The sequence below is a fragment of the Bradyrhizobium sp. BLXBL-03 genome (genome assembly GCF_051853015.1).
Lineage (GTDB): Bacteria > Pseudomonadota > Alphaproteobacteria > Rhizobiales > Xanthobacteraceae > Bradyrhizobium > Bradyrhizobium manausense.
On sequence record NZ_CP182470.1, the window covers coordinates 4,937,365 to 4,961,036 of the forward strand.

General features: G+C 64.8%; 23 protein-coding genes. 11 read left to right on the plus strand and 12 right to left on the minus strand.

Going from position 1 to position 23,672, the window contains the following annotated elements; translation table 11 throughout:
• Positions 1-116 precede the first annotated feature (116 nt).
• The 6 genes from fabF to ACNJX9_RS23820 all read right to left on the minus strand — a co-directional run bounded on the left by fabF (position 117) and on the right by ACNJX9_RS23820 (position 5,658).
• The gene (gene fabF / locus ACNJX9_RS23795; protein ID WP_220003535.1) at positions 117-1,382 is read right to left on the minus strand and encodes a beta-ketoacyl-ACP synthase II; all 1,266 of its coding nucleotides are present in this window, start codon (positions 1,380-1,382) and stop codon (positions 117-119) included.
• 108 nt (positions 1,383-1,490) lie between these two features.
• The gene (locus ACNJX9_RS23800; protein ID WP_008130699.1) at positions 1,491-1,730 is read right to left on the minus strand and encodes an acyl carrier protein; all 240 of its coding nucleotides are present in this window, start codon (positions 1,728-1,730) and stop codon (positions 1,491-1,493) included.
• Between the two features lie 309 nt (positions 1,731-2,039).
• On the minus strand, positions 2,040-2,777 hold the full coding sequence (gene fabG, locus ACNJX9_RS23805) for a 3-oxoacyl-[acyl-carrier-protein] reductase (RefSeq protein WP_057757979.1): 738 nt from the start codon (positions 2,775-2,777) through the stop codon (positions 2,040-2,042).
• A gap of 12 nt (positions 2,778-2,789) precedes the next feature.
• The gene (fabD, locus tag ACNJX9_RS23810) at positions 2,790-3,749 is read right to left on the minus strand and encodes an ACP S-malonyltransferase (protein ID WP_057757981.1); all 960 of its coding nucleotides are present in this window, start codon (positions 3,747-3,749) and stop codon (positions 2,790-2,792) included.
• 175 nt (positions 3,750-3,924) lie between these two features.
• Positions 3,925-4,950 carry a fatty acid desaturase family protein gene (locus ACNJX9_RS23815; protein WP_439404464.1) on the minus strand — a complete coding sequence of 342 codons (1,026 nt, stop codon included), beginning with the start codon at positions 4,948-4,950 and terminating at the stop codon, positions 3,925-3,927.
• A gap of 3 nt (positions 4,951-4,953) precedes the next feature.
• Complete coding sequence (locus ACNJX9_RS23820; protein WP_439404465.1) at positions 4,954-5,658, minus strand: TetR/AcrR family transcriptional regulator C-terminal domain-containing protein; 705 nt, start codon at positions 5,656-5,658, stop codon at positions 4,954-4,956.
• A 470-nt stretch (positions 5,659-6,128) separates the two neighbouring features.
• On the opposite strand from ACNJX9_RS23820, the gene rpsF reads away from it, so the two are divergent.
• From rpsF to rplI, 4 genes are all read left to right on the plus strand, one after another.
• Complete coding sequence (rpsF, locus tag ACNJX9_RS23825) at positions 6,129-6,623, plus strand: 30S ribosomal protein S6 (RefSeq protein ID WP_057757987.1); 495 nt, start codon at positions 6,129-6,131, stop codon at positions 6,621-6,623.
• Between the two features lie 5 nt (positions 6,624-6,628).
• The gene (gene rpsR / locus ACNJX9_RS23830; RefSeq protein ID WP_007592020.1) at positions 6,629-6,868 is read left to right on the plus strand and encodes a 30S ribosomal protein S18; all 240 of its coding nucleotides are present in this window, start codon (positions 6,629-6,631) and stop codon (positions 6,866-6,868) included.
• A gap of 128 nt (positions 6,869-6,996) precedes the next feature.
• The gene (locus tag ACNJX9_RS23835; RefSeq protein ID WP_057757989.1) at positions 6,997-7,974 is read left to right on the plus strand and encodes a DUF2232 domain-containing protein; all 978 of its coding nucleotides are present in this window, start codon (positions 6,997-6,999) and stop codon (positions 7,972-7,974) included.
• Positions 7,975-8,020: 46 nt separating this feature from the next.
• A complete protein-coding gene (rplI, locus tag ACNJX9_RS23840; protein WP_057757990.1) occupies positions 8,021-8,620 on the plus strand; it encodes a 50S ribosomal protein L9 in 600 nt (199 codons plus the stop codon).
• 191 nt (positions 8,621-8,811) lie between these two features.
• Here rplI and ACNJX9_RS23845 read toward each other — a convergent pair whose 3' ends face one another.
• Positions 8,812-9,816, minus strand: a complete 1,005-nt coding sequence (locus ACNJX9_RS23845) for a hypothetical protein (RefSeq protein ID WP_439404467.1) — start codon at positions 9,814-9,816, stop codon at positions 8,812-8,814.
• 276 nt (positions 9,817-10,092) lie between these two features.
• Here ACNJX9_RS23845 and ACNJX9_RS23850 point away from each other — a divergent pair, with 276 nt between their 5' ends.
• On the plus strand, positions 10,093-11,343 hold the full coding sequence (locus ACNJX9_RS23850; protein ID WP_439404468.1) for a class I SAM-dependent methyltransferase: 1,251 nt from the start codon (positions 10,093-10,095) through the stop codon (positions 11,341-11,343).
• Positions 11,344-11,346: 3 nt separating this feature from the next.
• Here the strand turns inward: ACNJX9_RS23850 and ACNJX9_RS23855 are convergent, their stop codons facing one another.
• Positions 11,347-11,553: a hypothetical protein gene (locus ACNJX9_RS23855; RefSeq protein ID WP_057757994.1), complete on the minus strand. Its 207-nt coding sequence runs from the start codon at positions 11,551-11,553 to the stop codon at positions 11,347-11,349.
• Positions 11,554-12,098: 545 nt separating this feature from the next.
• Between ACNJX9_RS23855 and ACNJX9_RS23860 the strand changes: the two genes are divergently transcribed.
• Both ACNJX9_RS23860 and alr read left to right on the plus strand, forming a co-directional pair.
• Complete coding sequence (locus tag ACNJX9_RS23860; protein ID WP_057757996.1) at positions 12,099-13,610, plus strand: replicative DNA helicase; 1,512 nt, start codon at positions 12,099-12,101, stop codon at positions 13,608-13,610.
• A gap of 65 nt (positions 13,611-13,675) precedes the next feature.
• On the plus strand, positions 13,676-14,953 hold the full coding sequence (gene alr, locus ACNJX9_RS23865; protein WP_439410116.1) for an alanine racemase: 1,278 nt from the start codon (positions 13,676-13,678) through the stop codon (positions 14,951-14,953).
• Between the two features lie 12 nt (positions 14,954-14,965).
• Here the strand turns inward: alr and ACNJX9_RS23870 are convergent, their stop codons facing one another.
• Positions 14,966-15,184, minus strand: a complete 219-nt coding sequence (locus ACNJX9_RS23870; RefSeq protein ID WP_057758000.1) for a cysteine rich repeat-containing protein — start codon at positions 15,182-15,184, stop codon at positions 14,966-14,968.
• A 40-nt stretch (positions 15,185-15,224) separates the two neighbouring features.
• Between ACNJX9_RS23870 and ACNJX9_RS23875 the strand changes: the two genes are divergently transcribed.
• On the plus strand, positions 15,225-15,995 hold the full coding sequence (locus tag ACNJX9_RS23875; protein WP_439404470.1) for an exodeoxyribonuclease III: 771 nt from the start codon (positions 15,225-15,227) through the stop codon (positions 15,993-15,995).
• A 53-nt stretch (positions 15,996-16,048) separates the two neighbouring features.
• On the opposite strand, the gene ACNJX9_RS23880 is transcribed toward ACNJX9_RS23875, so the two are convergent.
• Positions 16,049-16,861 (minus strand): DUF4886 domain-containing protein, encoded by an 813-nt coding sequence (locus ACNJX9_RS23880; RefSeq protein WP_439404472.1) that lies wholly within the window; start codon positions 16,859-16,861, stop codon positions 16,049-16,051.
• A 293-nt stretch (positions 16,862-17,154) separates the two neighbouring features.
• On the opposite strand from ACNJX9_RS23880, the gene ACNJX9_RS23885 reads away from it, so the two are divergent.
• Positions 17,155-17,880 (plus strand): sulfite exporter TauE/SafE family protein, encoded by a 726-nt coding sequence (locus tag ACNJX9_RS23885; RefSeq protein WP_057758007.1) that lies wholly within the window; start codon positions 17,155-17,157, stop codon positions 17,878-17,880.
• 3 nt (positions 17,881-17,883) lie between these two features.
• Here the strand turns inward: ACNJX9_RS23885 and ACNJX9_RS23890 are convergent, their stop codons facing one another.
• Positions 17,884-19,917 carry a putative bifunctional diguanylate cyclase/phosphodiesterase gene (locus ACNJX9_RS23890; RefSeq protein ID WP_439404474.1) on the minus strand — a complete coding sequence of 678 codons (2,034 nt, stop codon included), beginning with the start codon at positions 19,915-19,917 and terminating at the stop codon, positions 17,884-17,886.
• A 4-nt stretch (positions 19,918-19,921) separates the two neighbouring features.
• Positions 19,922-21,091 carry an ABC transporter substrate-binding protein gene (locus ACNJX9_RS23895; protein ID WP_439404476.1) on the minus strand — a complete coding sequence of 390 codons (1,170 nt, stop codon included), beginning with the start codon at positions 21,089-21,091 and terminating at the stop codon, positions 19,922-19,924.
• A 331-nt stretch (positions 21,092-21,422) separates the two neighbouring features.
• Between ACNJX9_RS23895 and radA the strand changes: the two genes are divergently transcribed.
• Together radA and ACNJX9_RS23905 are read left to right on the plus strand one after the other, a co-directional pair.
• The gene (radA, locus tag ACNJX9_RS23900; protein WP_057758010.1) at positions 21,423-22,871 is read left to right on the plus strand and encodes a DNA repair protein RadA; all 1,449 of its coding nucleotides are present in this window, start codon (positions 21,423-21,425) and stop codon (positions 22,869-22,871) included.
• A gap of 170 nt (positions 22,872-23,041) precedes the next feature.
• Positions 23,042-23,671, plus strand: coding sequence for a CvpA family protein (locus tag ACNJX9_RS23905; protein ID WP_057758013.1), 630 nt, complete (start codon positions 23,042-23,044; stop codon positions 23,669-23,671).
• Position 23,672 lies beyond the last annotated feature (1 nt).

Below are 23,672 nucleotides of genomic sequence, written 5' to 3' on the forward strand. Positions count from 1 at the left end.
CTGAATCCTGCCGGTTCAATCGCAGCCAGACAATCGCTTGCCGAGCCCAATGCACGCGCCCACTGATATGACTATCGCCGAATACGGCAAAACGGTGGATTCGTCTCGAACGCAAACTATTGGACCAGACGCCGGACGATCACCGACGCATTGGTACCGCCGAAACCGAAAGAGTTCGACAACGCGACGTTCACCTCGCGCTGCTTCGCCTTGTGCGGCACGAGATCGATCGCGGTCTCAACCGACGGGTTGTCCAGGTTAATGGTCGGCGGCACGACATTATCGCGAATCGCGAGGATCGCGAAGATCGCCTCGATCGCGCCGGCCGCGCCGAGCAGGTGGCCGGTCGACGATTTGGTCGAGGACATCGCCACCTTGGAGGCGGCATTGCCGAGCAGCCGCTCCACCGCACCGAGCTCGATCTCGTCGCCGAGCGGCGTCGAGGTGCCATGCGCGTTGATGTAGTCGAGATCGGACGCGGTCAGGCCGGCGCGCTTCAGCGCCGCCGACATGCTGCGGAAACCGCCATCGCCATCGGGCGACGGCGACGTGATGTGATAGGCGTCGCCCGACAGGCCGTAGCCGATCACCTCGGCATAGATCCTCGCGCCGCGGCGACGGGCATGCTCGAGCTCCTCCAGGACGAGGACGCCGGCGCCCTCGCCCATCACGAAACCGTCGCGGTCCTTGTCGTAGGGGCGCGAAGCCTTCTCGGGCGTCTCGTTGAAGCCGGTCGAGAGCGCACGCGCGGCATTGAAGCCGGCAATGCCGATGCGGCTGATCGGCGACTCCGCGCCGCCCGCAACCATCACGTCGGCATCGCCGAGCGCGATCAGGCGGGCGGCATCGCCAACCGCATGGGCACCGGTCGAGCAGGCCGTGACCACCGAATGGTTCGGGCCCTTCAGCCCATGGGCGATCGAGACGTAGCCGGAAGCGAGATTGATCAGGCGGCCAGGAATGAAGAACGGCGACACCCGGCGCGGGCCGCGCTCCTTCAGGAGGATCGCGGTGTCGGCAATGCCGTTGAGGCCGCCGATGCCCGAACCGATCATGGTGCCGGTGGCGCACTTATCCTCTTCGCTCTCGGGATGCCAGTTGGCATCGTCGAGCGCCTGGCCGGCCGCAGCCATGCCGAAGATGATGAAGTCGTCGACCTTGCGCTGGTCCTTCGGCTCCATCCATTTGTCGGGATTGAAGCTGTCGTTGCTGCCGTCGCCGCGCACGACGGTACAGGCGATCTTGGTCTGCAGATCGGAGACATCGAAGCTCTCGATCCTGCGCGCACCGCTTTCGCCGTTGAGGATGCGTTTCCAGGTCGGCTCGACGCCGCAGCCGAGTGGCGACACCATGCCGAGACCAGTGACGACAACCCGCCTCATATCCGAAAACTCCGCATCGAAAGATTCACGGCCAATAACAAGAAACCGGCTGGCCGCTGCGAAGCGGCCCGTCCGGTTTCAATGTTGTCCCCGCGAAAATGAAGAGCCTTAGCTCTTCGCGTTCTTCTCGAGAAACTTCGTGGCGTCGCCGACGGTGAGAATCGTCTCAGCGGCGTCGTCCGGAATCTCGCAACCGAATTCTTCTTCGAACGCCATCACCAGTTCGACGGTGTCCAGACTGTCGGCGCCGAGGTCATCGATGAAGCTCGCTGCGTCGACAACCTTCTCGGGTTCAACACCAAGGTGTTCGACCACGATCTTCTTAACCCGCTCGCCAATGTCACTCATTGCATAACCTCGTGTTGTTCCCTGTAGACCCGACCCCCCGGGACGATACGAGCCGTCGTGGTCGTTGACTGCCTTCGCTTACGAACTTTGATTTGGCCCCATCTTAACCGATGGAGGCCCGGCGAACGACGGCCAAGGCTCCGCATCGCCAATATACAGGGTTTCAAAAACCTGCAATGGCGTTCTTTGCCCATCCGTTGAAGGTCCGGTTATCATACTTCAACTGCCTTGACTACACGCCTCAATTCGCTCCGGAAACGGCCGTTTGCCGCATCTGCACCAGCCATGTGGGCAGTGCGGAACGACGAGTCAGATCATGGCCATGCCGCCGTTGACGTGGATGGTCTGGCCGGTGACGTAGGCTGCTTCGTTCGAACTCAGGTAAACGGCGGCGGCTGCAATGTCCTCGGGCGTACCCAGGCGGGCAGCCGGAACCTTGGCCAGAATGGTCTCGCGCTGCTTGTCGTTGAGCGCATCGGTCATCGGCGTCTTGATGAAGCCGGGCGCGATGCAATTGGCGGTGACACCGCGCTTGGCGTATTCGGCGCCCAGCGTCTTGATCATGCCGATCAGGCCGGCCTTCGACGCAGTGTAGTTGCCCTGCCCCGGGTTACCGGTGACGCCGACGATCGACGTGATCGCAATGATGCGGCCGAAGCGCTTGCGCATCATCAATTTGGTCGCGGCACGCGCCAGGCGGAAGGTCGCGGTCAGGTTGACGTTGATGACCTCATCCCAATCCTCGTCACGCAGCTGAACGAACAGATTGTCACGCGTGATGCCGGCGTTGGCGATGAGAATGTCCACCTGGCCCATCGCAGCTTCCGCGGCCGGCACCAGCGCCTCGACCTCGTCGGCCTTGGAGAGATTGCAAGGCAGCACATGGGTGCGCTCGCCGAGCTTGCCCGCAAGCTCATCCAGCACCTCTTTTCGCGTTCCCGAAATCGCGACGGTCGCGCCCTGCGCATGCAGCGCCTGCGCGATCGCGCCGCCGATGCCTCCGGTCGCGCCAGTGACGAGCGCTTTTTTGCCAGTGAGGTCGAACATTGAGAAACTCCTCTAGCCCTGCTTCGCAGCGGCCAATGCGTCCTTGGCGGCGGCAATATCGTTGGGACCGCCGACTGCAACGCCGACGGCACCGTCCGCAATGCGCTTGACGAGGCCCGTCAGCACCTTGCCCGCGCCGATCTCGAAGAAGCGGGTGACGCCCTGCCCGGCCATATAGGCGACCGACTCGCGCCAGCGCACCGTGCCGGTCACCTGCTCGACCAGCCGGCGGCGAATCTCGTCGGGATCGGTGATGGCGCTCGCCAGCACGTTCGACACCAGCGGCGCGGCCGGCGCCTTGATCGTGACCTTGGACAGCGCCTCGGCCATCGCATCGGCGGCGGGCTGCATCAGCTGACAATGGAACGGTGCGGACACCGGCAGCAGCATCGCTCGCTTGGCGCCTTTGGTCTTGGCGATCTCGACGGCGCGGTCGACCGCGGCTTTGTCGCCGGAGACGACCACCTGGCCGCCGCCATTGTCATTGGCAGCCTGGCAGACCTGGCCCTGCGCCGCCTCCCTGGCGACCTCCATGGCGGCGTCATAGTCGAGGCCGAGCAGCGCCGCCATGGCGCCGGCGCCAACAGGCACGGCCTTTTGCATTGCGAGACCGCGGGTGCGAAGCAACCGCGCGGTATCAGAGATTGTCAGGCTGCCCGCCGCCGCCAGCGCCGAATATTCGCCGAGCGAGTGACCGGCGACGAAGGCGGCATCCCGTCCCACGGAAAATCCCGCCTCAGTCTCCAGCACGCGCAGGGTCGCCACCGACACCGCCATCAGGGCCGGCTGTGCGTTCTCGGTGAGCTGAAGGGTCTCGGCCGGGCCGTCCCAGATGGTCGCTGTCAGTTTCTCTCCAAGCGCGGCATCCACCTCGTCGAACACGGCGCGCGCCGCCGGATAGGCGTCGGCCAGGGCCTTGCCCATGCCAACCGCCTGGGAACCCTGCCCCGGAAATGTGAATGCTGCCGTCATCGGCGCGCTCCCTGGATCGCTCAACCCGTGTGCCACGAGAACCCGGCAGCCGATGACGTCCGGCCCGAGCCTTGGTTCCGGACCATGCTCCGAAAGGGGCCGTAGACACTGTCCGGGGCCGGAATGTCAAGCCAAGATAGGAACTTCCGCCGGCATTCAACGGGGGATGCGGCCGCTAGAACCCACCGTCGGTCTGGTTGGCATCTACCGCCGCCCCCGCCCGTGCGCGGCGTGCGCTGTTCACCAGCTGGCCGGGACGGTCATCACGATCGGGCTTGGCGGTCGCAAGCCGCAGCACCGCGGCGTAGTTCGGCTGCACTTCCATCCGAGCGGCGTGCCGGCTCTTGCTGAGAAGGCGATGGACCTTCGGCAGGTTGTAACAAGGGACGTAGAACAAGAGATGATGCTCGAGGTGATAGTTCACGTAATACGGCGCGATGAACAGACGCTCGAGAAAATTGGCGTGCGTGGTGCGGGTGTTGCGCAGGGGATCGCTGCTGTCGGGCACGACGGCGTGTTCTGCGATGTTGCGGATGCGGGTGATGACCATCATCCAGGTGAGCAACGGCACCAGCCATAGCAGCGGATAGGCCCACCACACGCCGGCTGCGGCGAGGCCAGCGAACATGGCGGCGTTGACGAGGCATTGCGGGCCGAGCTTCTCCCGGAAATGCGCGGCGCGCCGGCGCCACGGCCAATCCTTCGGCCCGAGCGCGTTGAGCAATTGCGCCTTGCGCTGCTGATAGCCGGTCTGTCCGGTGATGTCGCGGATGAACTTGCGGCGGTAGCTTAGTTTCGTGATCGGAAACGGCGCCGACAGCACCAGATCAGGATCATCCTTCTGCTGGGTGCGCGCGTGATGCTGTAAATGATAGCGGCGATAGCTGCGCGTCTCGGCAAACAGCGGATAGGCGCAGAGCCACTGGCTCAGCGCCAGATTGGTCGTCTCGTCCGCAGACAGACAACCATGCGCGCCGTCATGCATCAGGATCGCCAGACCTAGCTGTCGCGAGCCGATGACGGCGACGGCGAGAACGTAGGTGAGCGGATTGGGCCACCACGCGACCAGAGCGATCGCACCAATGATGAGCGCCCAGGCGTGGGCGATCATCGCGACGCCTTTCCACGTCACGCGCTGACGCACGTCGGCGAGTTGATCATCGGTCAGGAAATCGCGGGCACGCATGCGAAGCGCGGTCATCGCCTACCCCTCCTCATTCGAATTGCGCGGTGTGTCACGCTCGTCGACGAGACGCAGGCGCGCAGTATCACCGGTCGATTTCGCCTGCTCGCCGAGCACACGCAGCATCTCGGCGCAGAGCGCATCGGGCGAGCGGCCCATCGCGTAACCCTCCAGGATGACGCCGATGGCGACGGCCCAGAACCGCCGCGAGCTTTCATCGGGCGCACGCAGCGAACGCCAGCCGTGGCGCGCCACCTGGCCCGCATAGGCGCGCGCGCCTTCAGCATGCAGGCGCTCGATGGTGCGCTCGACCAGCGGCGCCAGATCCTGGCGTCGCCGCGTCAGCGTCAGCGCCTCGGCGAAGAAGGCGATCGAATCGCTCGCCGTCACGGTCTCGGCCAATGCGTGGGTGTACTCCCGCGGCGTGCGCGCCTTCAGCGCCGCCTGTTCGGTCGCGCGGGCCAGATACAGCAGATCGCGGCAGGCGCATTCGACGAACAGCGCCTCCTTGGTGCGAAAGTAATAAGTGATTTGGCTCGGGAACGCGTCCGCGGCGGCCGCGATGTCGGTGATCGCAGTGCCCGACAGCCCCCGCTCGCGAAACATCGGGCTCGCCGCATCCAGCAGCAGGGACCGCATCTTGCGCCCCGCCGAGCGCGTCGCCCGCGCCGCATGCTTGGGGTCGCCTGCCGCCTCGAGCGGCTCCTGGGCCGGCTTTTCCGCCATTGGGGTCCTCTCCCTGATTTATTTGTATGACATACAAACAAATAGGTCAAGCCCACCACTGTCTTGCCCCGCGCCGGCGGGGCATCCAGTACGCCGCGCCTCATCGGTTCAACAACAGCCGCCTCGGAGTACTGGATCGCCCGGTCCTAAGTGCACAACTGCGCAATGGCTGGGCGATGACACCGAGTGTGAGGCGAGCACGTTCGGGCCGCAACGGGACCAACCGGGGCCCAAAAACATGGCGTCAAACCTTGCAAAGCCGGCCAAAATCCGTATAACGCGCGCATCCGCAGACCCCGGCCGGGAGCTGAACGGACGGTCTCAGCAAATCCTCAGTGATTTTGGTGTGGCAGGGCCAGTCGGCCCGTCGTCCCGTGTTTCCGCCTTCTGAGCTTAATCCCAGAGTCCTTTCCGAAGGTCTCTTAAGGGCTTGACGCCGGGCAATGCGCCAACACGAGGAAAGGACTGATATGGCTCTCTATGAGCATGTTTTTCTCGCGCGCCAGGACGCGAGCACGCAGCAGGTCGAAGAGCTGACTGCGCAGATGACCGGCATCGTCGAAGGTCTCGGCGGCAAGGTCACCAAGACCGAGAATTGGGGCGTTCGCTCCCTCACCTACCGCATGAACAAGAACCGCAAGGCGCACTTCGTGCTGCTCAACATCGACGCGCCCTCCGCGGCGATCGCCGAGATCGAGCGCCAGGAGCGCATCAGCGAGGACGTGATCCGCTATCTCAGCGTCCGCGTCGAGGAGCTCGAGGAAGGCCCGTCCGCGATGATGCGCAAGGCCGACCGGGATCGCGAGCGCGACGATCGTGGCGGCGGCTTCCGCGGCGAGCGTGAAGGCGGCTTCCGTGGCGACCGCGAAGGCGGTTTCCGCGGTGGTGATCGCGACGGTGGCTTCCGCGGCGATCGCGGCCCGCGCCGCCCGCGCGACGAAGCTGAAACGACGGATGGGGAGTAAGAACAATGGCTGAAGCTGGTGCACGCCGCCCGTTTTTCCGTCGCCGCAAGAGCTGCCCTTTCACGGGAGCCAATGCGCCGAAGATCGACTACAAGGACTCCAAGCTGTTGATGCGTTACGTCTCCGAGCGCGGCAAGATCGTGCCGAGCCGCATCACCGCAGTGTCCGCGAAGAAGCAGCGTGAGCTCGCCCGCGCCATCAAGCGTGCGCGCTTCCTGGGCCTGTTGCCCTACGTCATTCGCTAAGACGAATTCGGCCGGCGGCGATTGTACCGCCGGCCGTACTCCTTGAATTTCATAAGGCTTCCGGGTCGTCTGGTCGCCGATGGTTGGGGCAAAGCGCCTCTAACCGCTCGAAGGGAGCGGGACAGCTGATGATGGTATTTGGACTGATAGCCCTGATCGCCGGCGCTGCGTCGGCCCTGATGTTCGCCTCGATCGTGTCGGGCGCGCTGATTTCGCTTGTCCTGTTCTATCTCGCACCGTTGCCGCTGATGGTCGCCGCGATCGGCTGGGGGCCGCTCTATGCGAGCTTCGGGGGTATCGCCGCGGCGGTCGGCCTCGGCGCGATCTTCGGCCTGCCCTATTGCATTGCCTTTGCCGTCACCATCGCCCTGCCGGCCTGGTGGCTTGGCCATCTTGTCCTGCTCGGCCGGCACGTTGCGGGCGTGACACCTGCCGTGGACGTCGCTGCGCCCGCCGAACCTGAAATCGAATGGTACCCGGTCGGCCGCATCCTGTTGTGGATCGCGGGCTTCGCAGTCCTGACCACGCTCGCGGCCCTGCTCACGCTCGGCACCGACGCCGATACCATCACCGCTACGCTGCACCGCGGCTTGATGCGCATCCTCCGCGCCACCGATCCGCAGGCCACTGGTGAGGCCGACCAGTTCATCGATGCGCTGGTCCGGATCGCGCCGGCTGCCGCCGCCATCGTCTCGATGATGACGCTCACGCTCAACCTTTGGCTCAGCGCCAAAGTGACGGCGACATCGGGCCGGCTGCGCCGTCCCTGGCCCGATCTGAAGACGGCCGAATTGCCGGCGATGACGCTCGCGGTGCTCTGCATCGCGCTTGCCTTCTGCTTCACTGGCGGCCTGCTCGCGATCGTCGCGCAGATCACCACGGCGGCATTGATGATGGCTTACGCGCTGACCGGCTTCGCCGTGCTGCATACGCTGACACTCGCGCTGAAGAGCCGCACCTTCTGGCTCGGTTCAACCTATGCCGTTGTCGTCGTGTTCGGCTGGCCTGTCATCGCGATGGTGATCCTTGGGCTTGCGGATGCCGTGTTCGGCTTCCGCGAGCGCTTTCTGCGTAACCGGCAGCCGCCGCCATTGCCGATATCTTGAGTTCAACCCGAAACTGAAAACCAGAGCACTTCAAAGGAGAACGAATATGGAAGTCATTTTGCTGGAACGCGTGAGCAAGCTCGGCCAGATGGGCGAAGTCGTGAAGGTTCGCGACGGCTATGCCCGCAACTTCCTGCTCAAGCGCGGCAAGGCGCTGCGCGCCACCGCCGACAACCGCGCCAAGTACGACGGCATGAAGGCCGAGCTCGAGGCTCGCAACCTTGCCTCGAAGGGCGAGGCGGCCAAGGTCGCCGAGAAGATCGAGGGCAAGAACATCATCGTGATCCGCCAGGCCTCGGAAGCCGGCCAGCTGTTCGGCTCGGTCAACGTGCGTGACATCGTCGTCGCCTTCGAAGCCGACGGCATCTCGCTGGCCCGCCCGCAGATCCAGCTCGACGCGCCGATCAAGACCATCGGCAAGCGCTCGATCACCGTCGCCGTCCACCCCGAGGTCGAGGTCGAGATCACGGTCACCGTCGCGCGCAGCCAGGACGAGGCCGAGCGCATCAACCGCGGCGAGGACATCTCCACCCGCAACGAGGACCGCGACGCCGCCGCCGAGGCGATCGCCGCTGCCGGCGAGTTCTTCGATCCGGAAGCCCAGCACGACGACGTCGCGCCGGCTCCGGCCGCGGAAGAGAAGTAAGCCTGCTCGTCATTCCGGGGCGGTCCGCAGGACCAGACCCGGAATCTCGAGATTCCGGGTTCTCGCTTCGCGAGCCCCGGAATGACGAACACCATGAAAAGCCCGGTCGCCTCAGGCGGCCGGGCTTTTTGTTCTTACAGTGAGGTTGTCGCCGCGCATCGCAATCGAGATGGGTGCCGTTGCGGTCCTGCTTAGCGCGAGATCGGCGGCGTCGGCGGGCCGGACGACTCGGCCGGTGCTGGCGATGGAGCCGCGGCAGGCGCCACCGGCGCCGGCTCGACCGGCTTGGCCGCCGGCTCGGCGCTGGGGGCGGGTTCGGCCGGTTTGGAGGCGGCCGCTTCCGCGGGCTTGGGCGCAGCCGGTTCGGCCGGCTTGGCGGCCGCCGGCGGAGCCGGCGTCACCTGCGGCACCGGATCGGGACGCAACGCCGGCGTCTCGCTGGCGCTCGGCTCGACCTTGGCGCTCTCAGGCCTGGTCTCTGCCGGCTTCTCGGCGGGCTTGCCGCTGTCGGGCTTGGACTCGGTATCGACCTTGGCGCTCTCGCTCTTTGGCTCGGTCTTCGGTTCAGTTTTGGGTTCGGTCTTGGCATCGACCTTCGGCGCGGCGGCGTCTTCCGTCTCCGGCTTGGCGCGCTTGCTCATGCGCTTGCCCTTGCGGCCCTCCCGCGGTTGTTCGGCGGCGGCCTCGGGCTTCGCGCCTTCCTTGGTGCCTTCCTTGGCACCTTCCTCGCTCGGCCGCGCCGCGCGCTTCTGGCGGCCCTCAGGCGCCGGGGTAGAAGCGCCCTCGCCTTCCGGCTTGGCGGCTTCCTGACGCTGCCGTCGGCCCTGATGCTCAGGCGACTGTCCAGGGGGCGTGTTGGCGTCCTTCTCCTTCGAGGCGTCCTTCCTGTCCTTGCCGCCGTCCTTGGATTGATAGCGGGCGTCGGTGGCACCGTTGGAGACGAGGTAGGAGGCCAGCACGCCGGCCATGTCGGGGCTGGTGGTGTAGTGTTGACGCAGGAAGCCCGGCAGCGAGCCCGGCGCCACCGTCTTCAACAGCCCCCGCGGGCTCTTGTGGCAGGCATTGCAAGTCTGCGCGAAGATCTGGGATGGGGCCTTGCCGGCCTCGAGGTTCGTCGCCTGCGCCAGAACGGCATCGGAGGCGCCGAAGCCAATCAGAAACAGCACCGTGGCGAGGCTGAGCGCTCGGCTCGACATTCCCATCATCTCCATTGAAATCCGACAGATACGGCCGGCCCCCGGCGCGGCGGCGGTCACCTTTTAGCCGATTGCGCTGCGAATGGAAGCAGGCTGCGGCGCAAGGTTGGGGTTAAGCGCCTTAGGAATATCTGCCGTGAACATGACGCAATGGCGGGACCCAAACGCCCTCCCCAGATTTAGATGCAAACGCATAGGAACCCGAGCGGGACCTGAGCGTCAGAATTGAAAGGCCGGGTTAGTCGCATCTCTTGTCCGCTCGAGAGGAAGGTGTGGATGGACCGCTTGTTGCGTAGCTTCCTGTCGCAATTCATTCGCCGGGGGTCGCTGACGGTGACCACGGCAAATGGATCGAAATTCACGGTCGGCGACGGCACGGGCGATCCGATTGCCGTGCGCTTCGTGACATCAGACGCAGAGCGAAAGATCCTCATCAATCCCGAACTCGGGCTTGGCGAGGCCTATATGAACGGGGAATTCCTCGTCGAGCGCGGCAACATCGCCGATGTCCTCGCCATCCTGCTCGATCAACCCGAACTGTTGCCTCACTGGGCAAAACCCTGGTGGCACCTGCGCTATCTCGTCCGACATATCAGACAGTTCAATGCGCGGGCGCGCTCGCGCCGCAATGTCGCGCATCATTACGATCTCGACGCGCGGCTTTATTCGCTCTTCCTCGACGCCGACAAGCAATATAGCTGCGCCTATTTCGAGACACCGGACGCCACGCTCGACGACGCGCAGCTCGCCAAGAAGCGGCATGTCAGCGCAAAGCTGCTGGTCAAGCCCGGCCAGCGCGTGCTCGACATCGGATCGGGCTGGGGCGGGCTCGGCCTCTATCTGGCCGAGATCGCAGGCGCCGAGGTGACGGGCGTGACGCTGTCGACGGAGCAGTTGCAGATTGCCAATACGCGCGCCGCCGAGAAGGGTCTGACGCATCAGGCGCGCTTCCTGCTTCAGGACTATCGCGACGTCCCGGGACCATTCGACCGCATCGTGTCGGTCGGCATGTTCGAGCATGTCGGGGCGAGGTTCTACGACACTTATTTCCAGCGCTGCGCCGAGCTGCTCAGCGATGACGGCGTCATGTTGCTGCATTCGATCGGCCGCTCGCAGGGACCGGATTCGACCAATCCCTGGATTGCCAAATACATCTTCCCCGGCGGCTACATCCCCTCACTCTCGGAGGTGCTGCCCGCGATCGAGAACGCCGGGCTATTGGTCTGCGACATCGAGATCCTGCGGCTGCACTACGCCGAGACGCTGAAGGCCTGGCGGGAGCGCTTCATGGCGCGGCGCGAGGAAGCCGTGCAGCTATACGACGAGCGCTTCGCGCTGATGTGGGAATTTTATCTCGCAGCCAGCGAGATGACCTTTCGCAAGCAGGGCATGATGAACTTCCAGATCCAGCTGACCAAGCACCAGGGCGTGGTGCCGATGACCCGCGACTATATCGCCCACGAGGAAGCCCGGCTGCGCGCCCTCGAGGGCGGCGCCAAGCCGAAGTTGAGGCTCGCTGGTGAATAGGTTCTAGTGACGCAGGGTCGAGATCTGGGAGGCGCGGTAAGAGGCTGCCAACGCCAATTGCGCCCTCAGCTCGACGATGATCTCGGGTGCGACCGGCTGGCGCCGGATCTCCGGCCGCTCGGCGTGCTGCATGGCGGCGATCAGCCCGGTCAGCCACAGCCGGCTGCCTGTCTCGCTTCGCCAATCCTGGTGCTGCCGTTCTGGCGGCATCGCTTGCCTCGTTTCCCGTGAGGGGTTCGGGATAATCCCCGGCCCACCCGCCTGTTCCCTGCCTACCCCCGAAAGAATCCGGAGAGATGTGATCTGCTTCACATTCCCGAGGTCGGAGCTGGCCTAGACCGTCACCATGAGAAAGCAGACCCAAACCTCATTCGACGTCCAGCACGATCTCCGCACCGACTACGCCCTGATCGCGACCGGCGTCGGCGCGGCCCTGGTGGCGCTGGTTTATCTCCTGCTGGTCTGATCCCGCGCCGGAAAGCGCCCGCGCACCGCTTCGCGCGCTTTCAAATAGGTCTGCACCTCAATTCATTAGGTTCACCCTATCCGGATTTTTCCGTGGCGTGGTGGCGGCCGCTTCCGGTCCGGCCTTGAGTTCCGTGAAAATCCGTCAAGCGCGGCGAATGAAGAGGCCGCCAATCATCCACCGCTTTTAAGATCAGTTGATAGTGACGAAGTTTTAGCTTCCGCTTTGGCCTGGAGCGGCGCTTTATCCCGGCCCCGCATCCGCCGCAGAAACTTGCTATCGCTCGACCATGGCCCTGACTGATTCGAACGTCCTCAAACTTGCGCCCGAGCCCGGAACGCCAGCCTATCGGAGCGCGCCGCACAATATCGAGGCGGAACAGAGCCTTCTGGGCGCGATCCTGGTCAACAACGACGCCTTCTACCGGGTCTCCGACTTCCTGGAGGCGAAGCATTTCTTCGAGCCGTTGCACCAGACCATTTTCGAGACCGCCGGCAGCCTGATTCGGATGGGTAAGATCGCCACGCCCGTCACGCTGAAGACGTTCCTGCCCGCGGACACCGACGTCGGCGGCATGACCATCGGCCAATATCTGGCGCGGCTTGCGGCCGAAGCGACCACGATCATCAACGCCCAGGATTATGGGCGCACGGTCTACGACCTTTCCTTGCGCCGCGACCTGATCGGCATCGGCGAGGACATGGTCAATGTCGCCTATGACGCCCCGGTCGACTTCCAGCCGCGAGCCCAGATCGAGGACGCCGAGCGAAAGCTCTACGAGCTTGCCGAGTCCGGCCGCTACGACGGCGGCTTCCAGAAATTCTCGCAGGCGCTCGCGGTCGCGGTCGACCTCGCGGCCAAGGCGTTCCAGCGCGACGGAAAGCTGTCCGGCATCTCGACGGGCATGCGCGACCTCGACACCAAGATGGGCGGATTGCAGCAGTCCGACCTCATCATCGTCGCGGGCCGTCCCGGCATGGGCAAGACCTCGCTGGCGACCAACATCGCCTACAACGTCGCCAAGGCCTACGTTCCGGAGCTCCAGGCCGACGGCACCACCAAGGCCGCCAATGGCGGCGTCATCGGATTCTTCTCCTGCGAAATGTCGGCCGACCAGCTCGCCACGCGTATCGTGGCCGAGCGCACCGGCGTTCCCTCCTCCCATATCCGCCGCGGCGGCATCTCGGAAGCCGATTTCGAGAAGATCCGGGAGGTCTCGATCGAGCTGCAATCGCTGCCGTTCTATGTCGACGCGACCGGTGGCCTGTCGATCGCGCAGCTGATGGCGCGCGCGCGCCGGCTGAAGCGGCAGAAGGGCCTCGACCTGCTCGTGATCGACTACATCCAGCTGCTGTCAGGCTCGAGCAAGCGCGCCAGCGACAGCCGCGTGCAGGAAATCACGGAGATCACGACCAGCCTGAAGGCGCTCGCCAAGGAACTCAATGTTCCCGTCATCGCGCTGTCCCAGCTCTCACGCCAGGTCGAATCCCGCGACGACAAACGGCCGCAGCTCTCGGACTTGCGTGAATCCGGATCGATCGAGCAGGACGCCGACGTCGTCCTGTTCGTGTACCGCGAGGAATATTACCTCGCGATGAAGGAGCCCCGCCCGGGCACGCCGGAACACGAGAAGTGGCAGCTCGACATGAGCCTTGCGCACGGAAAAGCCGAGGTCATCATCGGCAAGCAGCGCCACGGCCCGACCGGCACCGTCGATTTGGCGTTCGAAGCTTCGGTCACGAGGTTCGGCGATCTTGCACCGGACAGTCAGGTGCCGGCTCGCGGCGGCGACGACTACTGAGTTCCTTGAACCGGCAGAGTTCCTTGAACAGTATCTGCCTCTTCGCGTAAAACGACGCCATGACAATGGTGTCCGACCCGAACATGATCCCGCAATCCGGCCTTCTCTCCGCGGAGGCCAATCAGGCTGCCGCGCTCGCTGCCTATGGCGGCGTGCTCACCATCGACCTCGACGCCATCATCGCCAACTGGCGCAAGCTCGAGAAGACGGCGGTACCGGCCGAGTGCTCCGCGGTGATCAAGGCCGACGCCTATGGCTGCGGCACCGCGCAGGTGGCGCAGGCGCTCAACAAGGCCGGCTGCAAGACCTTCTTCGTCGCCACCATCGAGGAGGCCCGCACGGCGCGCGCAGCGGTGCCCGACGCCACCATCTACGTGCTCGGCGGCTATTTCCAGAACACCGGCGAGCACTACGCCAAGATCAACTGCCGTCCCGTCATCGGCGACCTCAACGAGCTCGCCGAATGGGACGTGTTCTGCCGCCGCACCGGCTGGTCCGGCGGCGCCGCCATCCATATCGACACCGGCATGAACCGGCTCGGGCTGACGCTGTCGGAGGCGCAGGCCATCATCCCCCGCATCAATGCCGGCGATCACGGCATCACGCTGGTGATGAGCCATCTGGTGTCGGCCGAGCAGCTCAACAATACGATCAACGCAAAACAGCTCGCGGCCTTCCGCGCCATCGCCAGCGAATTCTCCGGCGTGCCGGCGGCGCTCGCCAATTCCTCCGGCATCTTCCTCGGCGCGCCGTTCCAGTTCGACCTGGTGCGGCCGGGCGCCGCGCTCTACGGCGTCAATCCGACACCGGAGGCCGACAATCCGATGCAGCCGGTCGTCGACCTCAAGGCGCGCATCGTGCAGACCCGCTCGATCGAGCGCGGTGAGACCGTCGGCTATGGCGGCACCTGGTCGGCACGGCGGCCGACGAAACTCGCGATCATCGCGGTGGGCTATGCCGACGGCTATTTCCGCGCCGCCAGCTCCAATGACGGCACGCGCGGCGCGGAGGTGATCGTCGCCGGCAAGCGCTGCCCGGTCGCGGGGCGCATCTCGATGGACCTGATCGCGATCGACATCACCGATCTGCCGCCGAACGCAGCGCGCCGCGGCCATATGGTGACGCTGATCGGAGAGGGCATCACCGTCGACGAGCTCGCCCATCATTTCGGCACGATCGGCTATGAGGTGCTGACCAGCCTCGGACGCCGCTACGCCCGCGTCTACAAGGGCGGCAATGTGGTCGAGCCGCTGGTGAAGCCGGAGCCCGCGAAGGCGGCCGAGCAGCCGCCCTCCCCACCGCCGCTTGAGCAGCCGGCAAGCCCGCCGCCACTGCCGAGCTGAGGCGTCAGCCGCTTACTTCTTCTTCCTGCTGTCCAGTGCGGCCTTGCAAGTCGTGCTGAGCTGATCGCGCTTGCCATTGAGGCAGGCCACGATGCCGCCGCCGGGCGCGATGCCGGCGCAGAATTTGTCGTAGTCCGCCTTGCATGCGCCGCGCGTATCGGCCGATTGTGCCGAAGTGGCGCCGGAGAGTGCGACGACGAATGCGATGGCGGCAAAGCTCAACTTGGACATTGTATCTCCGGTGACGGAATTCAGGAGCCGGTAGCTCTACATGAAGATTGCGACATTCAACATCAACAACATCAATCGCCGCCTGCCCAATCTGCTCGCATGGATGCGCGCGGCAAAGCCCGATGTCGTCGCGCTTCAGGAATTGAAGGCAAGTGATGGCGAATTTCCGGCGGAAGCGATCGAAAAAGCCGGCTACGGCGCAGTTTGGCGTGGACAAAAGACCTGGAACGGCGTCGCGATCCTCGCCCGCAACACCGAGCCCGTGCTGACGCGCGACCGCCTGCCGGGACGGCCTGATGATCACGAGGCGCGCTACATCGAGGCTGCCGTGCGCGGCATCATCGTCACCAGCATCTACCTGCCGAACGGCAATCCGCAGCCCGGCCCGAAATTCGACTACAAGCTCGACTGGTTCGCGCGGCTGAGGCGCCACGCCAAGACCTTCCTCAAGCAGGATCTGCCCGTGGTGCTCGCCGGCGACTACAATGTCGCGCCCACCGAGATCGACATCTATCCGACGCGCTCATGGGACAAGGATGCGCTGGTCCAGCCGGAGAGCCGCGCGGCCTTCGCCTCGCTGGTCGAACAGGGCTGGTGCGATGCAATCCGCGAGCTGTATGGGGAGGAGCGCATCTACAGCTTCTGGGACTACAAGCGGAACCGCTGGCCGCGCGATGCGGGCCTGCGGCTCGATCATCTGCTGCTGAGCCCTGCCCTCGTCCCACGCCTGGCCAAGGCCGGCGTCGACAAGAAGGTTCGCGGCGAAGAAGGTGCGAGCGATCACGCGCCGGCGTGGGTGGTGCTGAAATAAGCGAGGTGACGCGAACAGCGGTGGATTACGCTACGCTAACCCACCCTACTAAGTCACCGCCCGTAATACTCCTGCACCGTGTCCCACGCCGCCGTCTGCAGCAGCTGCACAGTCTCCGGATCGATCCCCATCGTGTAGGAATTCCCAACCGGCGAACGTCCCGTCAGCGCGGCGAGCGTGACGCAGGCGGCGAGATAGGTGCCGGCCGGGCTCGGATGCCGCCGGTCCGGCGCATAGAGGTTGAGCTCCGGCTGCAGCTTGCGCACGCGCGCGAAAGCGAGGCCCGCAGGAATGACCAGCGCATCATTGGCATTGCCGGCGATGGTATAGGCCTCGGCCAGCCCGTCCGTCATCTCGGGCTTGTCGAGATAGGCCCAGGACATGAACAGCACGGGCCGCATGCCATGGGCGCGGACGATCTCGCTGTCCTTCTTGACGAAGGTGGTGAAGGCGTCCTTCAGCTGCGGATGGATCGGGCACTGGCTGCAATCCATCATCACGACCGTGTCGTACTGCTTGCCAGGCTTGTTGAAGACGACATTGTTGTCGTCGTCGAAGGAATAGGCGCCGAGGCCTCCCGGCCGCAGCAGATTGTCCATGTCGTGCCAATCGAGGCCGGAGCCGCCGATCGTGACCATGGTGTTGCGATAGGCCATCTTGTCGGTATCGATGGCCCGCTCCATGAGGGAGAGGCGCCCCGGCATACCGTTGTTGTAATAGAAAAAGCTGTTGCCGACGAACAGCGTGGCCTTGGGAAAGTTCGGCCCGATCGTCGTGACCTTCGGCTTGGTCTGCGCTTGCGCATTGAAGCCGGCCGCAACGGCCAGACACATTGCGACCATCACTTGCGCAAAAAGGCGCATCATCGACTCCTCCCTTTACTATCGGCCCGGAATCAAATCAGCTTTCCCAGCCGGCCTCAAGGGGATGCGCATGCAGGCAGATATGCGTGCTGCGCGCCACCCAACAAAGTCATGAAAACAACCCCATGCACAGTAGGCGGCTCGGCTGAATCCAAGCCCTACTGTTATTCCGAAATTACGTTTGACTTGTCGGGCAAAACACTGGCAGAATGCCATCATGGACGAACTCCCGTGCGCTGCGAGCAGCGTGCCCCGATCGGGAATCCGTCGATGTCCCGGTTCCCGGAGCCCGCCCCGTGGCCTTCCTCTTTGTCCTCTGTGTCGGCCTGATCGCAGGCACCATTTCCGGCATCGTCGGCACGGGCTCGTCGATCATGCTGATGCCGGTGCTGGTCTATGCCTACGGGCCGAAGGAGGCCGTGCCGATCATGGCGGTTGCTTCCGTGATGGCGAACTTTTCGCGGATTCTGGCGTGGTGGCGCGAGGTCGATTGGCGGGCCTGCATGGCCTATTCGGTCACGGGCATTCCGGCCGCGATGCTGGGCGCGCGGACGCTGCTCGCCCTGCCCTCGCACGCCGTCGACCTCGCCATCGGCATCTTCCTGATCGCGATGGTTCCGGTGCGGCACTGGCTGGCACGGCACGACCTCAAGGCCAATCTCTGGCACCTCTGCGTCGGCGGCGCGATCATCGGCTATCTCACAGGCATCGTGGTCTCGACCGGTCCGCTCAGCGTGCCCCTGTTCCTGTTCTACGGTCTCTCCAAAGGCGCATTTCTCGCGACCGAAGCCGCCGCCTCGCTCGGGCTCTATTTCGCCAAATCGGTCACGTTCGAGCGCTTCGGCGCGTTGACGCAGGAGGTCTTCATCAAGGGCCTGATCGCAGGTTCCTCGCTGATGGCAGGCGCCTTCGTCGCCAAGCGCTTCGTGCTGCACCTCAAGCCGGAAATGTTTCGCCTGGTGATGGATGCGATCATGATCGCAGCCGGGCTTTCGATGCTCTGGAATGCGACGCGGCCGTAGCGCTCAAACCGCGAACTCGGGCGCGATCGGCGGGCTGTCGACCAGCACGCGACCTTCGACGCCGCGTTCTGCAAGCTGGCGCAGCACCGCATCGAGCGGCTGCGGCTTGTGGAACAGGAAGCCCTGGCCGAGCCTCACGCCCATCTCGCGCATGGCCTGCACCTGCTCGGCCCGCTCGATGCCTTCCGCAACCAAGGTGAGCCCCAGCGTGCCCGCGAGCGAGGCGATGACGCCGACGATGGCCTTGTCCTCGGCGCTTGCAGGGATTCCGTGGATGAACGCCTTGTCGATCTTGACCTTGTCGAGCGGAAAGCGCCTGAGATGCGCAAGCGAGCTGTAGCCCGTGCCGAAATCGTCGAGTGCGATGGTGGCGCCGAGGCGCCGCAGCCGGCGCAACGTGTCGGATGCGCTGGCAATGTTGTTGATCAGCGACCCCTCGGTGATCTCGAGCTCGAGCGACGAGGGCGTGACACCGAACCGCTCGCAAGTCTCGCGCAAGCAGGCGGCGAGCGAATGGTCGGCAAGCTCGGACGGCGGCAAATTGATCGCGATCCGTATCTGCGGCGTGCCGGCAGCCGCAAGGCGTTGCAGCGCACGGCAGGCGTCGGTCAGCACGTAGCGCGTCAGACGGGCATTGTTGCCGCTGCGCTCGATCAGCGGCAGGAATTCACCGGGGTTGATCACGCCGTGCTCCCGGTGACGCCAGCGAATGAGCGCCTCCAGGCCGATGACGTCCTGGGTCTCGAGGTCGACCTGGCTCTGATACCAGACCTCGAACTGTCCCTCGGAGAAGCCGGAGGGAATGGCAAGCTCCAGCTCCCTGCGGCGGCGATAATCGTGTTGAAGCGCTTCATCCAGCACCGCGACAGTGCCGGGCGCCTTGCTCTTGGCGTGGTAGAGCGCGATGTCGGCGAGCGCCGGCAAGTGCGACAATTCGGGATCGCCGGCATGGCGCACGGCCAAGCCGATGCTGGCGCGCGGCACGACCTGCTTGTCATGCAGCATGATCGGCGCGGAGATCGCCTCCAGCAATTGCCGCGCGAAAGCCTGTGCGGCCGCCTCGTTGCTGACTTCAGGGCGAATGACCACGAACTCGTCGCCGCCGAGCCGCGCCACCCAATCCTCCAGCTCGACCGTGCCACGAAGCCGCTCGGAGATATGGATCAGGAACTTGTCGCCGGCATCGTGACCAAAGGTGTCGTTGATGCCCTTGAAGTCGTCGAGATCGATGAAGCTGAAAGCGATCAGCGCGTCCGGCGAGCCGGCATCCCTGCTCAAGGTCGCCAGACGCTCGGATAGCGAGCGACGGTTGGGCAGCCCCGTGAGCGGATCGTGATCGGCCATATGGCCGAGCCGGTCGAGCGCGCTGGATGTCGTGTGCTGCATCGCGTTGAAGGCAATCGCGAGCTGGCCGAATTCGTTGGATGATTTGACGTCGGCCGGATAAGCGCGGCCGTCCTGCTTGCTGCGCTGGATCGCCGACATCATCGCAGCCAGAGGCTTGCCGATGAAGATGTTGGCGGAGATCCGCATCGCGATCACGGTCGCAAGCGTTCCGAGCAGTCCGACGACGAGAAGCAGCCCCAGCCTGCTGCCGGCGCCCATATAGAGGCTCGCGTAGGAATAGGCGATCGCGATGCGACCGGCCTGAACGGCCATGTTGCCGTTGCTGTAGTTGATCGGCCGCGAGACTTCCGTGAGCGCCTGTACCACGGGCCGCGCCACCACACGGGCGACCACGACGCCGGTGTCATCGTAGACCGCGGCAGCGGCGATGGTCTCGTCGTGCATGATCTCGTTGAGCACGCCCGTGACCTGGTCGTAGCGCATCTTCCACAGCGGCTCGGCGATCAGCTCGGCGCGGCTCTCGGCGACGCGGGCAATGCGGGCATCGAGTTGCCTGATCTGCACCCAGAAGCTCGAGACCTCGACGCCGGCCGAAGCGAGCAGCTGCACCAGCAGCAGCACGGGCACGGTCGCCCAGATCATCGCGCGAACGACCGAGCGCGATGGTGCGGGCTTGTTCGAACCGTTCATCCGGTCAGCGTCCCGCATCATTCACCGGCGCCGCTGGCGGCGATATCGAGGAGATCAGAGCCTCCACGGAGAAATCGTATTGGCCGCAACGTCCTGCCTTGGCCCTGAACTGCGCAAAGTCAATCTGGTCGAAGGCGCGCGTGGCGATCAGCGTCGCGACGGAGGTGAGATTGTCGCGCGTGATCGCCGACGTCTTGACCTCGACATGCGGCGAATTGGCCGCGAAATCGCAACCGTCGGCAAAGTCGCGCAGCAGCACGATCGACCAGCCGCCAAGCAGGAAGTGGCCGCCATCGGTCAGCAGCAGGCGGCCAGCCTTGATTTGGCGCAGCGCGTCCTCCGACCAGTTGAGGCCGACCACCTGAATTTGTTCGCCCGGCGTAATGCCGGCGGCCGCGACCGCCTTAAGCGCGCCCAGCGCCATCGGGTCGTTGCCTGCCCAGATCCCTGCTGGACGAATGCCCTTGCGCTGCGCCCAGCCGAGATAATTCGCAGCGGCCTGCTCCGCCTCCGACTGCGTCCAGTTGGCGAACAGCATCCGATCCAGCACCACGTCGGGCGCGGCCGCGACCGCGAGCTGCAGGCCAGCATTGCGGGCGATCGACGCCGGCGTGATTTCGTCGCCGCCGATCGCGAGCAGATGGATCTTGCCGTCGGGGCTCTGCCATTTTTCGTTGCGGGCCGCGCCGATCAGTGCGTTGGCCATCCGCGCGCCCGCGGTCGTCAGATCGGTCGTGATATCGCCGAGCCAATTCTTGAGAATCTGGCGCGGCGGTCCAAGACGTTTCGCATCCTCGCCGATCAACGAGTTCGACAGCAACAGCGTCTTGATGCCCGCGGCTTCGGCGGCCTCCAGGATCGGAACGGCGGCAGACTCTTCGTTCGAGAGAATGAGGAAGTCGGGCTTATCGGCGCGCGCGACCACGCCGAGGCCGAGCTCCTGCATGGTGCGGTAATTGCGCTCGCTGGTCAGCACCTCGACCTTGGCGTTAAGCTTGCGGCCGGCGGCCTGCATGGTCTGCGCGACCATGTCCCAATAGATCTCGCCGATCTTGCCGGGGCTTACGAAGACGATGTTGAGCGGTGTGGCATCGGCCGCAACAGCGTAGCCGCCGGGCGCAAGAACACCGCAGGCGATGCTCATAGCGAGCCATATACGCAAGATTATCGTCATTCGTTCCGCCACCCCGTCTTGGTTCCGACGCTGGACCCGCGTCCGCTAACATTTGGCAAAGTCCGGCGTGACGCGTCGGTGTAGAGCTAACAAAGGGTGTATCGGCTGCGCGGAATTCGGCTCAAGCGCGATGGGATTGGGTTGAATCGTCATCACGCTTTAGCTCTTTGTTTGAGCATGAGCTCCGCGCAAACGCGTTTCCGCTGATGTCGCGAGGGAAAACCGCTTCACACTTTTCCGGATCATGCTCTATTGGAAGCGCTCACGGACGCCCGCGCTACCCACCGTTCCGTGCTATCAGCGCATTGGTAACCTCCGACTCACCATACCCATGGCCAAGAACACGCTTTCCTTCGTCTGCCAGAACTGCGGCGCGGCCTATAACCGCTGGCAGGGCAAGTGCGAGTCCTGCGGCGAGTGGAATACGCTGGCCGAGGAAGATACCAGCGGCAGCGTGCCGGTCTCGATCCGTTCCAAGCGCAAGGGCCGGACCTTTGCGCTGGAGAGCCTGGCCGGCAAAAGCCCGGACGCGCCGCGCATGTCGTCGGGCATGACAGAACTCGACCGCGTCACCGGCGGCGGCTTCGTCCGCGGCTCGGTGCTGCTGGTCGGCGGCGATCCCGGCATCGGCAAATCGACGCTGCTGACGCAGGCGACCAGCATGATGGCGCGCGCCGGCCACCGCATCGTCTACATCTCCGGCGAGGAAGCCATCGCCCAGGTGCGGCTGCGCGCCGAGCGGCTCGGTCTGTCGGATGCGCCGGTGCAGCTTGCGGCCGAGACCTCGGTGGAAGATATCGTCTCGACATTGTCCGAAGGCACGGTGCCGCGGCTGATCGTGATCGACTCGATCCAGACCATGTGGACCGACACGGTGGAATCCGCCCCCGGCACGGTCACGCAGGTGCGCGCGTCGGCGCAGGCGCTCATTCGCTTTGCCAAGAAAACGGGCGCTGCCATCATCCTGGTCGGCCATGTCACCAAGGACGGCCAGATCGCCGGCCCCCGCGTGGTCGAGCACATGGTCGATGCCGTGATGTCGTTCGAGGGCGAAGGTTCGCAGCAATTCCGCATCCTGCGCGCCGTCAAGAACCGCTTCGGCCCGACCGACGAGATCGGCGTGTTCGAGATGACGGGCCTTGGCCTGCGCGAGGTCACCAACCCCTCCGAGCTGTTCCTGTCCGAGCGCGATCTCGGCACGCCCGGCACCGCAGTCTTTGCGGGCATCGAGGGCACGCGGCCCGTCCTGGTCGAATTGCAGGCACTGGTCGCGCCGACCTCGCTCGGTACCCCACGCCGTGCCGTGGTCGGCTGGGACCAGAGCCGGCTCTCGATGGTGCTGGCGGTGCTGGAGGCCCATTGCGGGGTCAAGCTGTCCGGCCACGACGTCTATCTGAACGTCGCGGGCGGCCTGCGCATTCACGAGCCGGCAGCCGATATGGCCGCCGCGGCGGCGCTGGTGTCGTCGCTGGTTAATGCGCAGCTACCCACCGATGCCGTTTATTTCGGCGAGATTTCGCTCTCCGGCGTGATCCGCCCGGTGGCGCAGACCCCTGCCAGGCTCAAGGAAGCGGCCAAGCTCGGCTTCAAGCGCGCGGTGCTGCCCGAATCGGCCCGCGGGGGCGAAGCGAGCGGTGACGCCGGATTGACCCTGAACGCGGTCAACAGCCTCACAACCCTGGTTGCAGAGATCGCCGCCAAGGGCTCCCGCCGCGGCGACTCGGCCCCGCCTGCGGAGAAAAATGCCACACCGGCAAGATTCCGCCGCGGAGACGGCTAGCTGGAGGTGACGCCAAGCGCCCCCGCCGCTATACAGCCGTCACAAAAGCAGCATGGGATTGCGTGGTTGCGGCCTTGCCGGGAACGTCGTCTGGCCTTCAGTTTGGGGCGGCGGCCAAACACCGATTCGCTGAGCACCCTTTAGAGCGTACGAGCGGACCAGACCAGCCGATGCCAGTTACACTCCTCGACCTGATCCTGCTCGGCGTGATGCTGATCTCGGGCCTGCTCGCCATGGTCCGCGGCTTCATGCGCGAAATCCTCTCGATCGCGGCCTGGGGCACCGCGGCGATCGTGACGCTGTACTCGTTTTCCAAGCTGCTGCCGACCGCCAAGACCTATTTCAACAACGACACCGTCGCGAGCGTGGTGGTGGTCGCCGGCGTGTTTGTCGGTACCTTGGTCGTGGTCTCCGTCATCACGGTCCGGATCTCCGACATGATCCTGGATTCGCGCATCGGCGCGCTGGATCGCACCCTGGGGTTCCTGTTTGGCCTGGCTCGCGGGCTTTTGATCGTCGTGGTCGCCTTCCTGTTCTTCACCTGGCTGGTGCCGGACAAGCAGCGCCCGGACTGGGTCTCAGGGGCCAAGTCCCGCGTGGTGCTCCAGGGAACCGGGGATTGGCTGATGGCCCTCTTGCCTGACGACCCCGAGAACACCATCTTGAAGAGATTCAAGAAAAACAAACCAGATGATGATCAAGCTGATACCGAGCAGCAGCCTTCGGGCAGTGGCGACGGCTACAGCAAACCGGCTCGTGACAGCCTGAAAAAGCTGATCGAGAAACCTGCGGCGCGTTGAT